Below are 12414 nucleotides of genomic sequence, written 5' to 3' on the forward strand. Positions count from 1 at the left end.
TGCTTTCTCGTATGGGCTTGCGAATAAATGTTCCTATGGCTACACCAGTTCTGATTCCAAAAATATTGCTATCAAGCATCAGTTCAAGCATTGTCAGATCTTTTGGCTGAAGCACAAGGAATGACTAATGCTTGATGGTCAACACTTTCGATTTACAGAGCGAGTTGATTCTTTTGTTAGATCCAGTATCATGCCATATTTACCAATTACGCTTACCAACAGAAATAAGTCTGTAGAAGTGATGGCTTTATTAGATACTGGTGCAAATGTTAATGTTTTACCTTACGAGGTTGGTGTCCAGTTAGGAGCCAATTGGGAAGAACAGACTATCTCAATAGAGTTGAGTGGAAATTTAGCTAGTCATGAGGCACGAGGTTTAGTTCTTTCGGGTACAGTTGCGCCATTTTCACCTATCTTACTTGCCTTTGCTTGGACTTATTAGAGAAATGTGCCTGTAATTCTTGGGCATATGAACTTTTTTGCCGAGTTTAATGTCTGTTTTTATCAGTATGAGTTAAGTTTTACAGTTTGTCCCATCAAAAAATAAAGTGATAAGAATATCAATAATAATTATTTTCTAACTCACCTGCATTACTTCTACTATTTCCCCTGCATTAATTAAAGTGGTACCGATGGGAATTATTGCTAAAGCATTGGTCAAAGCTAAGTTAATTAAATTAGCAGAATTCTGGCTACCTTTGGCTAAATGAAATTGATAAACGCCATCCACTATTTCTAATTGTCCCCAACAATAGGTTTCTCGTTTACCATCCGAGCGCAAGGTTTCAGTCGTAACAACTTTAATAAAATTGGGTGTCCAATTGTGACTTAAACCCGATAATTTTTTAAAAGCAGGTCGAACAAAACGCCAACAACTAACTAAAGCAGAAACGGGGTTACCTGGAATACCAAAATAAAGACAATTATTAGCAAATTTAGCCACTGTTAAGGGTTTTCCTGGTTTAACTGCGACACTCCGAATTGAAATTATACCGCCCAATTCTTCGAGTAGTTTTTCGACATAATCATAATCTCCCACAGAAACGCCACCTGTAGAAAGAACGAGATCAGATGTCGTAATTGCCTGTTGCATGGTTTCTTTTAAGAATTCAGGTTGATCAGGGACTATTCCTAAAGAAATTGGCATACCACCCCAACTTTCAATTAATGCCATTAAAGCATATTGATTTGAATCGATAATTTGTCCTGCTTGTAACGATTGCTCGGGCGTAATTAATTCATCACCTGTTGAAAAGATAGCCACTTTAGGACGACGATAAACCGTTAATTGATTGCATTGTGCTGTAGCTAAAACGGCGATTTCAGGTGCCTTAATTTTAACTCCAGGCTGTAATAAAGCTTCACCCGCTTGATAGAAAGTTCCTCGATGTCTTACAAAGTCCTGCGCTTGTTTAGGTGGTGAGAAAATTACCACTTGATCATCTTTTCGCTGTGTATTTTCTTGAATTACAATAGTATCTGCGCCTTCGGGTAACATCGCACCAGTAAAAATGCGAGATGCTTGTCCAGACTGTAACGCTTTCTGAGGTTTTTTTCCTGCTGGAATATCTTCAATGATTTCTAAAATAATTGAATTATCTTGACTACAATTTTTGACATCCTCATATTGAACGGCATAGCCATCCATTGCTGAATTGTCCCAATACGGAAAATCTAATGCACTCTCCACCGTTTGGGCTAAGATTCGATGATTGGCGTTTTTAAGTGCGATCGTTTCTGTCTCCTGGATCGGTTGGACAAGATTTAAAATAATAGTCTCGGCTTCTTGAGGAATTAGCATAAAGTATCGTGAAAAGTTAACTCGGTTCAAACCGTCTTACTTTAATGTTTTTAGCTCATTTTAATGGACTTCAGCAATCGGACATGAAATTAATGCTCATATCTGAAAATCTTAAATAATTCTTTAAAAAAGTCAAAAACTAGAGAGCCTATTAATGATAATTTATTACGAAATATTAACAGTTTTCTTTACAAAATTGCTCTAATGTAAACTTCCGTAAAGACTACTGAGAAAAATCTTGAGATCTACGTCAGAATTTGTACAAAGTATTAAGCTTTAATGATAAGGATAATTAAGTTTTAGGGATATCAGCACATGGATAAAGATACTCAGAAGTACCGTATGGTTTGCACTCTAACCTTTGGCGACATTTACGGTCAAATCATCATTTGGTTAATTGTCATTTTCATCACTTTAGCTTCCACTTTGGCTTTGTGGAGTACGACACGTCAAATTTATGCTCTAGCAACAGTCGGAATTGTTTTAGTCTTAACTTTACCTTTTTTATTATTTGCATTTGTGACAACTCTACTCAATCATATTGAATTTACACCAATTGAAGCTCCTGTAACGACTCATCGAACAACCCCAAAAGTAACTTCTACTCAAAGTCCTGCACAAGCGGCAAGTTAATTACTCACAAAAAGGCAAAATGGGAATTTAACCCTCTTGTTTTGCCTTTGTCTTATTAATTGAGAAATTGAACTAACTGTTCTAATTTTGTCCAAGCGGCACCCGAATTGAGAATATCTTGAGCCAGAGTAATTCCTTTTTTGTAATCTCCCATCACCACAACTTCGCCAACTTGTAAAGCTAAAGCGGCATTTAAAGCCACTGCATTTTGTTGAGCCGATGTTCCGAACCCTCTCAAAACATTTTTAAGAATTGCGGCATTTTCTTCGACATCTCCCCCTTTTAAAGCAGTAATGGGAGCTTTAGTTAATCCTAGTTCTTCAGGATTGATACTTTCTTGACGTACCTCTTTTTGATTAAGAATCGCTAAATCTGTCCAGTCTCCCAAACCCGCCTCATCTAACTTTTCGCGTCCATGTAAAACGATCGCTTTAGGTGTTCCAAGTCGATCTAAAGCTTGAGCGATCGTCGTTAAAAATTGGCTATGATAAACCCCAATCACTTGTCCAGTCGGGCGTAGAGGATTAACCAAAGGCCCAAGAAGATTAAACACCGTTCGTACTTTTAACGTTTTGCGCAGTGGGGCCACACTTTTGAGCGCGGGATGCCAACCAGGGGCAAACAGAAAAGTAATTCCGACTTCTTCTAAAGCAGCTTCTACCTGTTCAGTCGGTGCAGTCAAATGTACTTTCAAATATTCTAAAACATCAGCCGAACCCACTTTACTTGAGGCCGAACGATTGCCATGTTTAGCGACTTTAACCCCTGCTGCGGCAGCGACAAATGCCACGGCTGTAGAAATATTAAACGTCGATGCGCCATCCCCACCCGTTCCACAAGTATCAATCACTGGGTAAGAATGTGCGATCTGGTTTTGATGTAATGATTGCATCTGTAAAACCTGTGCCATCCCCGCGAGTTCATCTGCGGATACTCCTTTGGCTTGAATTGCTGCTAAAATCGCTCCAGACAAGACGGGTGGAATCTCATCAGTGAGCCATCCTTGCATCAATAACGAAGCTTGTTCAAAAGACAAGGATTGTTGATCTAAAAGTTGTTGCAGTAAACTCGGCCACTCTGGAATAAAATCTGGCATATATGATATCGATTGCGGACATAAAAGGAGTATAGCGAAAAAGGATCACACATCCACTAAGGTTAATCGCCTTCCTCTGTTACTTTTCACAAAATTACAAGTTTTAGCCCAAATATCCTCCATAGAATAGATGCCTGAGAAAGAGTCTTTGACTACAGTAATTAATAAGAATTTGTGTTAGCAAATCTTTTTTAAATTTAAGGAGAAATCAAAGCAATGACTAACATTGAGGCAAAAGGCCCGTTAATGATTATCGGTGGTGCTGAAGAAAAAGATGGAAAGATGCAAATTTTGCGTGAATTCGCTCGATTAGCAGGAGGAACCGATGCCAGAATTGTTGTCTTAACCGCCGCAACTTGTGAACCCGAAGAAGTTGGCAGAACCTATACAAAAGTCTTTGAACGTTTAGGGGTAGCGGATATTAAAATTGTTGATACACGTGTACGGGACAATGCTGATCTTCCCAATGGAGTAGAGTCTATTCAACAAGCGACAGGGATCTTCTTTTCGGGTGGCGATCAATCTAAGATTATTGAACGGATTAAAGGCACAAAACTTGATGAAGCTATCCGCGATCGCCATGAACAAGGGGTTGTCGTTGGTGGAACAAGTGCAGGGGCCGCCATGATGCCAGAAATTATGATTGTTGGGGGTGACTCTGAAAGCGCGCCACGTCTAGACCTAGTTGATTTGGGCGAAGGCATGGGCTTTCTTCCTGGTGTGATTATCGATCAACACTTTGCCCAACGAGGACGTTTAGGACGTTTGCTATCTGCTTTAATCAGTCAACCTGCATCTTTAGGTTTTGGCATTGACGAAAATACTGCACTAATCGTCAGAGGGACTGAGTGTTTAGTGATTGGAGAAGGAACCATCACGGTTGTTGATGAATCCCAATCAACACATAATAACGCAGCGCAAGCACTACAAGATGAACAACTAGCCTTGTTTGATGCCAAACTTCATATCCTAGCAGCAGGATATGGCTTTAATTTAGCCACACGTCAGCCAATCTCCCCACAAGGTCTAGCTTTGAACAATTTAGCCCTCGTTAGCTAATCTCATTTTCGTTTGTCTTAAAAAAATCTAATAGGCTACTGGATAAAAAAGTTACTCACGGAAACAATTCTACAATGGTTATTATATATGGAAAAAATCGCTATTTATCGTCAACAAATTAGCGGTGTTTTGTGGCGATAATCTTTTTGTTCATCGACAATGGAAATAATGTCTTATTTTCGACTCTTCAAAAATGGCCACTATTTTAGCGATCGAAACTAGCTGTGATGAAACTGCCGTAGCAATTGTTAAGGATTGTGAAGTTTATAGTAGTATTGTCGCTTCTCAAATTGATGTACATCGTGCTTATGGGGGAGTTGTACCAGAAATCGCTTCACGTCAGCATTTAGAGATGATTAATATCTGTCTTGAACAAGCAATCGAAGACGCTAAAATACAATGGCCACAAATAGACGCGATCGCTGCAACCGTCGCACCGGGGTTAGTCGGTTCTCTGATGGTGGGTGTAACTGCCGCCAAAACCCTAGCCATTTTTCATGACAAACCCTTTTTAGGAGTGCATCACCTCGAAGGACATATCTATGCTTCATATCTTAATGAGCCACAGCTAAAACCGCCTTTCGTGTGTCTTTTAGTGTCAGGGGGACACACTAGCCTAATTTATGTCAAAGATTGTGGTAGCTACGAAATGTTAGGATCAACCCGTGATGATGCAGCAGGGGAAGCTTTTGATAAGGTAGCTAGATTACTAAGTCTAAGTTATCCCGGGGGGCCTGCCATCGATCGCATTGCTCAAATGGGAAATACTGAAGCCTTTCCTTTTCCCGAAGGTAAAGTTTCTCTTCCAGAAGGAGGTTATCACCCCTATGATTCTAGCTTCAGTGGCTTAAAAACGGCTGTTCTCAGGCAAGTACAGAAGCTTCAGAGCGAAACAAAACAACCACTACCGATCAGCGACCTTGCCGCCAGTTTTCAGACGACTGTTGCTAAATCTTTGACCAAACGGACGATCGCTTGTGCTTTAGACTATGGAGTGAAAACGATCGCCGTTGGTGGAGGGGTTGCGGCGAATAGTGCGCTAAGGCAACATCTCACCGCAGCCACAGCCATGCACGATCTTGAGGTACATTTTCCCCCGCTTAAACTCTGTACCGATAATGCAGCCATGATCGCTTGTGCCGCAGCCGATCATTTTAACCGAGGTCATCGATCTTCTTTATCTTTAGCTGTACAATCTCGTTTACCGATTACAGAAGTCATGAGTTTATATTTATAATGTTTGGTCTGATTAATCTTAATAAACCTGCTACTTGGACATCTCACGACTGTGTAGCCAAAGTTCGGAAAATCCTTAAACTTAAACAAGTTGGTCACGGGGGGACTTTAGATCCCGCAGCGACGGGTGTTTTACCCATTGCTGTCGGTAAAGCGACTCGACTCTTATCTTATATGAGCGATCGCAAAGCCTATCAAGCAAAAATCCGTTTTGGAGTCACAACCACAACTGATGATCTAGAAGGGGAAATTATTCAAACTCATTCGGGTGAACATTTAACCCTCGAAGTTATCCAACCCCATTTAGAACAATTCATCGGCAAAATTGAGCAAATTCCACCGATCTATAGTGCTATTCAGCGAGACGGAAAACGACTGTATGAATTAGCGAGAAAAGGCGAAATTATAGAGGTTCCGAGTCGAATTGTTGAAATAGATGATATTAAAGTTTTGAACTGGACACAGGGAGAATTTCCCGAAATTGATTTAGCGATCGCCTGTGGTTCGGGTACCTATATTCGTGCGATCGCTCGTGATCTCGGAAAAGCTTTAGGTGTCGGTGGAACTTTAGCTCAGTTAATTCGTACCGAAAGCTGTGGTCTACATTTAGCCGATAGCATTACCTTAGAACAATTAGAAATACTACGCACACGTAATAATTTTACTTTAATTTCTCCATTAAGCGCACTGACTCATTTAGAAACCATTTATTTACCCTCTGATGACGCTCAACGTTGGTGTCGAGGACAAGCAGTAGCGATTTCTCTTGAGCCGCACCCTCATCCATCGGTCAAAGTTTTAACAGAAGAAGGAAGCTTTTTAGGGATGGGAATAATTATTAGTGACTCTGATAACTTGATCTTAAAACCGAAAGTTGTTTTAGTTTAAATTGCTCTGAAGTATTAATGGTCTTTCTGCAAGCTTTTAAATGATTAAGTGCCTTGGAATAGAGTATCAAAAAAAAATTGAGAGTCAATTATAATTCTTTTTTTAATCTCGTGTTTTATCTATTTACAAGAGTTGACTAAATTATAAATAACAAAATACAATAGAAATAACTTACTCATTTAGTAAATTAAATATAGGGTGCGTTTAAAGTGTGTCCTATTGAAACAAAGCTTCAAATCCTATTACTTCAAGTTTTTTTAGTTGAAGAGAATTTTTTTGAGTTTTGGGAAGACGCAGCCAAGGCAATTCAAGATATGATAACAGAAGTGATGGACACACCATTTTATCTTGTTTTGGTCAGATCAATCAAGCTCTAGAAGACCTCAAACAAAATTCTTATGATATTGTCCTACTCGATATCATTTTATCTGATAATAAGACACTAGACTCTATTGCTCAGATTAAACAGCTAGATCCTAAAATACCAATTGTTGTTTTAACGAATCTTAATGACAAAAGACTGGCTTTAGAAGCAGTTCGACAAGGAGCGCAAGATTATCTGCTTAAAAGTCAGCTAGATGGAGAATTATTAATACGCACAATTAATCATGCAATTGAGCGTCAACGAATTAAAGACGAACTCCAACAGCAAATTGCTAGAGAACGTCTACTAAGACGAATCATTCAAAGAATTTTTTACTCTTTTGAACTCAGAACTATTTTAGATATTACAGTCGAAGAAGTCCGTCAATTTTTCAATTCAGCGCGAGTGAGCATTTACTGTTATAAAAATTCAGAACCTAGTAGAATTGTCGCAGAATCAATTGATTTGAATAAAAAACAAGAAACAGCTACTATTATAGCTCAGATTAATGCTTTTATTCCTAATCCCGCTTTTGCTGATGATGATTCTTTTACGCTGACTAATACTAATGAAATAGAAGAACTTAAGCAACCTGTCTTTAAGGCGATTTTAGCCGTTCCTATTTGGCGTTCCTTACCGAATAGTGTTCCAGTGCTTTGGGGACAACTGATCATTCAAGATACTGAAAAATTACGACACTGGCAATTTTGGGAAATTGAATTTCTTAAACAATTAGCCGCACATTTAGCGATCGCAATTCAACAATCTGAATTATATCAAATCGTAGAAAAACAAGCCCTACAAGATGGTTTAACAGGAATAGCCAATCGTCGTCAATTTGATCAAGTTTTACAAAAATTATGGCGTAACCTGTCTACTACTAAAGAACTATTAACCATCATTATGATTGATGTTGATTTTTTCAGTGAGTATAACAATAGTTATGGTCATTTAGCAGGAGATGATTGTTTAAAAAAAATTGCACAGGCTATACAACAAGCAAGTCAACGAGAAACTGATTTAGCGTGTCGTTATGGTGGTGAAGAATTTGCCTTAATTTTAGCCAAAACAGATACAGAAGGAGCATTGACGGTTGCTCGTCATATTCAACAAAACATCAAACAACTTCAATTAGTTCATACCTCTTCTGATGTTAGCGATTATGTAACGATTAGTTTAGGAATTGCAACTTGTATTCCCACATCCTTCAGTGTACCCGAAAATCTGATCGAACTTGCTGACCAAGCTTTACGTCAAGCCAAACATGAAGGACGCGATCGTATCGTTATTTCTCAACTCCCCTCACAATAAAATCAGCAACTGTACAATACCTATAATCATGTGACATTTTATCATTGTCTTCCTACTGATTGCTGTCACGATATTGTAAGTCTATCTGCAACATAACTATACATATAGTCAGATTGCTTTGAGTCATTGAATATAACTTACAGATTAAATCAATTAATTCTGGGGAATGGTAGAGCCTTGCATCCTTTTATAGTATCGTTTTAATATAAAAATTTTTTAATGTAGGAGACTCAATAAATGAATACAGCAGACTCTACTCAGAAGACACCAGAAGCTGCTCAAGCGAATACGAACAAACCAGCTAACGTTGTTTGGGGAATTGGCGTTTTAACCGTTTTTGGTTTAATTATTGCCTTTGCTGCCCGTCTATAATCCAAAAAGAGAAAAGATATGTAGGGGTTTGGTCGCCAAACCCTGATTAATTTCATTTAAACTTTGCTATCATCTTTAGCTTTAGCTGCATACTCAGTAAATCGATTCATATCAGCTTGTAAAGTCGTTTCTACAACACGACCAACAAAACCATTATCCATCAATCTCGCCAACCAATCTGGAACCCCATAAGCTACCGTTAGTTTAACGATACTACTACCATGACGATCGTAAAACCTCACTGCACCTCGATTCGGTAAACCGTCAACTGATTCCCATTGAAGAATCTGTAAAGGAACAACTTTAACCGTTTTCGATAACCAGGTAAATTCCAAAGCACCACTGGCTAACTTCCAACGGGATAAATCAGGATCATCATCCATCACTTTAACTGAATCGATCCATTTCATCCAGCGAGGCATCTGTTCTAAATCTGACCATAAACCCCAAACAAAATCAATAGGGGCATCGACTTCAGCTTGTACGGTGTGTTCTAACCAACTTGTCATAAATCTATTTGTAAAAATAATGCTTACTATTGATGGTCAATTCGGGCAGTATTACCTACCCGTATTAGCCTTAAACGACAGAATGAAGCCGAGTTTTTAAAGTTTCAGCTTGTCCTAAAATTGCCTTAGCCGCTTGAAGTCCTGATAAAGTTGCTCCTTCCATACTATCGATATAATCTTGTTGTGTATAGCTGCCTGCTAGGAAAAAGTTAGGAATTGGTGTAACCTGATTAGGGCGATAAACATCCATTCCAGGGGCTTCACGATACAGAGATTGGGCTAATTTAACCACACTATACCAAGTCATATTCAGTTCACGCGATGAGGGGAACAATTCATGCACTTGTTTTAAAACGTGTTGGGCGATATCCTCATTTTTCGCTTTAATAAAAGGATCACCGGGAGTTAAAACCAACTGTAATAATGAGCCAAGTCCTTCTTTATAATAATCACTGGGACTGGTTAAAGCCATATCAGCAAAACAGGAAAAATCAGCCTGATGAGTATAGAGTAAATTATCAATCCCGACTGCTTTCTCTAGCTGTTTGCTTCTTAAAGGGTTTTGTAATTCTGTCACCCATCCATCAAAGCGTAATTGTACAGTTGCCACAGGAACCGCATCAAGTTTAAAGATATTATTAAACTCCGAATACTTACGCCATCCGTCTGGAATTAAACGCTGTATTCCAGGTACATCACAAGCACAAACATAGGCATCAGCAGTAATGGTTTCTTCACTTTCACCATTTGCGACGACAATACCTGTTACTTGTATTTTTTCGCCTTCCGTGTATTGAATTTCTCTAACACGCCGTCTGGTGTAGATTTTCGCGCCTCTCGATTCTAAATAATTAACAATAGGTTTGTGTAAATATTCATCGGGTGAACCTTCCAACATCCGTAACACCGAAGCTTCGGTTTTAGCGGCAAAAAACTGGAAGATAGTTAACATACAACGCGCCGAAATGTTTTCCGTATCGATAAAACCAAGCGCGTAAGCAATAGGGTTCCACATTTTCTTTAAACTTCCATCATTTCCCCCATGACTCCGAAACCAATCGGCAAAACTAATTCGATCTAGTTCTCGAATACTGTTCATGGCTCCTTTAAAATCTACCAAACCTCGCACAATTGGGCTAGTTCCCAAAGCCAGAGAATTCGCCAGTTTATCGACTGCTGAGAGTTGGGAAGTCGTGAAAAAAGCTTTTAAACCATGAAACGGCGCACCTGTCAAGAAGCGGAAATCAAGTTCACCAACTTTCCCGCCTTGATTGATAAACGTGTGGGTATGTTCTTTTAGTAAGAGAGAATCAAACGCGCCTACTTTTTTCATGATTTCAAACAAGTTGTAGTAGCAACCAAAGAAGACGTGTAACCCCATCTCCACATGATTTCCGTCTGCGTCTACCCAGCTTCCCACTTTGCCACCGACAAACGGACGTGATTCAAAGATTTCGACTTCACAGCCACTATCAACTAAATCCATAGCTGTTACCATGCCAGCTAATCCAGCACCGACGATCGCAACTCGCATTCACTCAATTCCTAGTAACATTTCTTTATTAATACTATATCCTGTTAACCGATCACTAAGGGTTAAACTCTTCGTTTACGGAAAACCGCATCTTAACTTAACTTCCAACTCCTCTAAAATATAAAAATAAGACCAGTCTACCTTTATTAACAAAAATCAACTTAAAAGCTATGGGATTCTTTGACTCAGAAGTCGTCCAACAAGAAGCTAGACAACTGTTTGAAGATTATCAATCCCTGACACAACTAGGGAGCGAATACGGTAAATTTGACCGTGAAGGGAAAAAAATGTTTATTGAGAAGATGGAAGAGTTGATGGAACGCTATCGAGTCTTTATGAAGCGATTTGAGCTTTCAGAAGATTTTATGGCACGCATGACGGTTGAACAACTCAAAACCCAACTCGGACAATTTGGGATGACTCCTCAGCAAATGTTCGATCAGATGGATTGGACTTTAAAACGCATGAAATCCGAGATTGAATATTAATCTTAAAAAAGAAATCAACCCCGCTAAGATTATAGTCGGGGAGGCTCTTTAATTAGCTAATTGCTTGACGAATTTCTTGCATTTCTTCGGTTGCTAAACGTGCGCCAAAACGACTCACGATTCGAGATGCGGCTAAAGAGGCGAGATTTCCTGCTTGGGTGTAACTCATACCGTGAGTGATTCCATAGAGGAAGGCACCTGCATACATATCGCCTGCACCAACTGTATCAACTGCTTGAACGGGAACGGGCGCAATTTCTAGTAAGTTTTCTCCATCAAAAATAATTGAACCATTGGCACCGCGAGTAATGGCAAATTTTTTAGCTAAGGTTTTAAGATATGCGATCGCCTCATCTAGTTCATGGCTATTTGCTAGTTTCATCGCTTCGGTTTCATTGGCAAAAATGAGATCTAATCCATCCCCAATCATCTCTAAAAGTCCATCTTTAAAAAAGCTAGCCATATTGGGATCGGACAAGGAAAGTGAGGTTTTAATCCCTGCTTCTTTGGCAATTTCTTTCGCTTTAATGGCAGCATTTTTTCCAGTAGGTGATGTTACTAAATAACCTTCTAGATAAAGATATTCTGAGTCTACTAGGACATCAGGAACCAGTTCACTCGCTGATAGTGTTCCCGTAATCCCTAAAAAAGTATTCATTGTGCGATCGGCATCGGGTGTCACCATGACTAAACATTTTCCTGTTGTGCCACTTGCGCGATCTGTATTTCGTAAATTAGTATCTAAACCGCAGTTAATTAAATCTTCTAAATAAAATGTGCCAGTTTCATCATTAGCCACTTTACAGGAATAAAAACCTTTCCCACCTAGTTGACAAATCGCCACCATTGTATTAGCAGCAGATCCTCCACTACACCGTTTACAGTGAAGCTTAGTTAATTTAGCGACAATTTCCGCTTGACGAAATTCATCAACGAGAGTCATCACCCCTTTATCGATACTCAATTCTTGTAAAAGTTCTGGAGTGACTGCAAACTCCATATCGACTAGCGCATTACCAACCCCATAAACGTGATACTTTTTACTCATAATCGGATTCCGTTGCTTAAATAATCTTTCTGTATTAAACCAAAAAACCAGAGAACAATATCTCTGGTTTAAAAA

At 39.2% G+C, this 12414-nt stretch carries 12 protein-coding genes and 1 pseudogene; 8 read left to right on the top strand and 5 right to left on the bottom strand.

Going from position 1 to position 12414, the window contains the following annotated elements; all coding sequences use genetic code 11:
* The first annotated feature begins 127 nt into the window (after positions 1–127).
* Positions 128–547 (top strand): annotated as a pseudogene (locus tag CFPU101_RS22000) (hypothetical protein).
* 30 nt (positions 548–577) lie between these two features.
* Here CFPU101_RS22000 and glp read toward each other — a convergent pair.
* A complete protein-coding gene (glp, locus tag CFPU101_RS22005) occupies positions 578–1801 on the bottom strand; it encodes a gephyrin-like molybdotransferase Glp (protein WP_206817633.1) in 1224 nt (407 codons plus the stop codon).
* 315 nt (positions 1802–2116) lie between these two features.
* Here glp and CFPU101_RS22010 point away from each other — a divergent pair, with 315 nt between their 5' ends.
* The gene (locus tag CFPU101_RS22010; RefSeq protein ID WP_206817635.1) at positions 2117–2434 is read left to right on the top strand and encodes a hypothetical protein; all 318 of its coding nucleotides are present in this window, start codon (positions 2117–2119) and stop codon (positions 2432–2434) included.
* 55 nt (positions 2435–2489) lie between these two features.
* Here the strand turns inward: CFPU101_RS22010 and trpD are convergent, their stop codons facing one another.
* On the bottom strand, positions 2490–3530 hold the full coding sequence (gene trpD / locus CFPU101_RS22015) for an anthranilate phosphoribosyltransferase (protein ID WP_206817637.1): 1041 nt from the start codon (positions 3528–3530) through the stop codon (positions 2490–2492).
* Positions 3531–3746: 216 nt separating this feature from the next.
* Here trpD and CFPU101_RS22020 point away from each other — a divergent pair, with 216 nt between their 5' ends.
* The 5 genes from CFPU101_RS22020 to CFPU101_RS26065 all read left to right on the top strand — a co-directional run bounded on the left by CFPU101_RS22020 (position 3747) and on the right by CFPU101_RS26065 (position 8760).
* A complete protein-coding gene (locus CFPU101_RS22020) occupies positions 3747–4589 on the top strand; it encodes a cyanophycinase (RefSeq protein ID WP_206817638.1) in 843 nt (280 codons plus the stop codon).
* 193 nt (positions 4590–4782) lie between these two features.
* The gene (tsaD, locus tag CFPU101_RS22025) at positions 4783–5826 is read left to right on the top strand and encodes a tRNA (adenosine(37)-N6)-threonylcarbamoyltransferase complex transferase subunit TsaD (protein WP_206817639.1); all 1044 of its coding nucleotides are present in this window, start codon (positions 4783–4785) and stop codon (positions 5824–5826) included.
* Positions 5826–6713 (top strand): tRNA pseudouridine(55) synthase TruB, encoded by an 888-nt coding sequence (truB, locus tag CFPU101_RS22030; RefSeq protein ID WP_206817640.1) that lies wholly within the window; start codon positions 5826–5828, stop codon positions 6711–6713. Before tsaD ends, truB begins: the two co-directional genes overlap by 1 nt.
* A gap of 283 nt (positions 6714–6996) precedes the next feature.
* Positions 6997–8388, top strand: coding sequence for a diguanylate cyclase (locus CFPU101_RS22035; protein WP_242578174.1), 1392 nt, complete (start codon positions 6997–6999; stop codon positions 8386–8388).
* Between the two features lie 237 nt (positions 8389–8625).
* The gene (locus CFPU101_RS26065; RefSeq protein ID WP_277988792.1) at positions 8626–8760 is read left to right on the top strand and encodes a hypothetical protein; all 135 of its coding nucleotides are present in this window, start codon (positions 8626–8628) and stop codon (positions 8758–8760) included.
* A gap of 56 nt (positions 8761–8816) precedes the next feature.
* Here CFPU101_RS26065 and CFPU101_RS22040 read toward each other — a convergent pair whose 3' ends face one another.
* Together CFPU101_RS22040 and zds are read right to left on the bottom strand one after the other, a co-directional pair.
* Complete coding sequence (locus CFPU101_RS22040) at positions 8817–9269, bottom strand: SRPBCC family protein (RefSeq protein WP_206817641.1); 453 nt, start codon at positions 9267–9269, stop codon at positions 8817–8819.
* A gap of 70 nt (positions 9270–9339) precedes the next feature.
* Positions 9340–10803, bottom strand: a complete 1464-nt coding sequence (zds, locus tag CFPU101_RS22045; RefSeq protein ID WP_206817642.1) for a 9,9'-di-cis-zeta-carotene desaturase — start codon at positions 10801–10803, stop codon at positions 9340–9342.
* A 170-nt stretch (positions 10804–10973) separates the two neighbouring features.
* Between zds and CFPU101_RS22050 the strand changes: the two genes are divergently transcribed.
* Complete coding sequence (locus tag CFPU101_RS22050; protein ID WP_206817643.1) at positions 10974–11291, top strand: DUF1825 family protein; 318 nt, start codon at positions 10974–10976, stop codon at positions 11289–11291.
* 52 nt (positions 11292–11343) lie between these two features.
* Here CFPU101_RS22050 and CFPU101_RS22055 read toward each other — a convergent pair whose 3' ends face one another.
* Complete coding sequence (locus CFPU101_RS22055; protein WP_206817644.1) at positions 11344–12339, bottom strand: adenosine kinase; 996 nt, start codon at positions 12337–12339, stop codon at positions 11344–11346.
* Between the last annotated feature and the right edge of the window lie 75 nt (positions 12340–12414).

The organism is Chroococcus sp. FPU101 (assembly GCF_017312365.1).
In the GTDB taxonomy this organism is placed as follows: Bacteria; Cyanobacteriota; Cyanobacteriia; order Cyanobacteriales; family Microcystaceae; genus Chroococcus.

Bases quoted from the DNA above. Each gene is read 5' to 3' on its own strand.
- glp (WP_206817633.1), bottom strand. From the start codon at position 1,801: ATGCTAATTCCTCAAGAAGCCGAGACTATTATTTTAAATCTTGTCCAA.
- zds (WP_206817642.1), bottom strand. From the start codon at position 10,803: ATGCGAGTTGCGATCGTCGGTGCTGGATTAGCTGGCATGGTAACAGCT.
- CFPU101_RS22050 (WP_206817643.1), top strand. From the start codon at position 10,974: ATGGGATTCTTTGACTCAGAAGTCGTCCAACAAGAAGCTAGACAACTG.
- CFPU101_RS22040 (WP_206817641.1), bottom strand. From the start codon at position 9,269: ATGACAAGTTGGTTAGAACACACCGTACAAGCTGAAGTCGATGCCCCT.
- CFPU101_RS22055 (WP_206817644.1), bottom strand. From the start codon at position 12,339: ATGAGTAAAAAGTATCACGTTTATGGGGTTGGTAATGCGCTAGTCGAT.
- CFPU101_RS22020 (WP_206817638.1), top strand. From the start codon at position 3,747: ATGACTAACATTGAGGCAAAAGGCCCGTTAATGATTATCGGTGGTGCT.
- truB (WP_206817640.1), top strand. From the start codon at position 5,826: ATGTTTGGTCTGATTAATCTTAATAAACCTGCTACTTGGACATCTCAC.
- trpD (WP_206817637.1), bottom strand. From the start codon at position 3,530: ATGCCAGATTTTATTCCAGAGTGGCCGAGTTTACTGCAACAACTTTTA.
- CFPU101_RS22010 (WP_206817635.1), top strand. From the start codon at position 2,117: ATGGATAAAGATACTCAGAAGTACCGTATGGTTTGCACTCTAACCTTT.
- CFPU101_RS26065 (WP_277988792.1), top strand. From the start codon at position 8,626: ATGAATACAGCAGACTCTACTCAGAAGACACCAGAAGCTGCTCAAGCG.
- tsaD (WP_206817639.1), top strand. From the start codon at position 4,783: ATGGCCACTATTTTAGCGATCGAAACTAGCTGTGATGAAACTGCCGTA.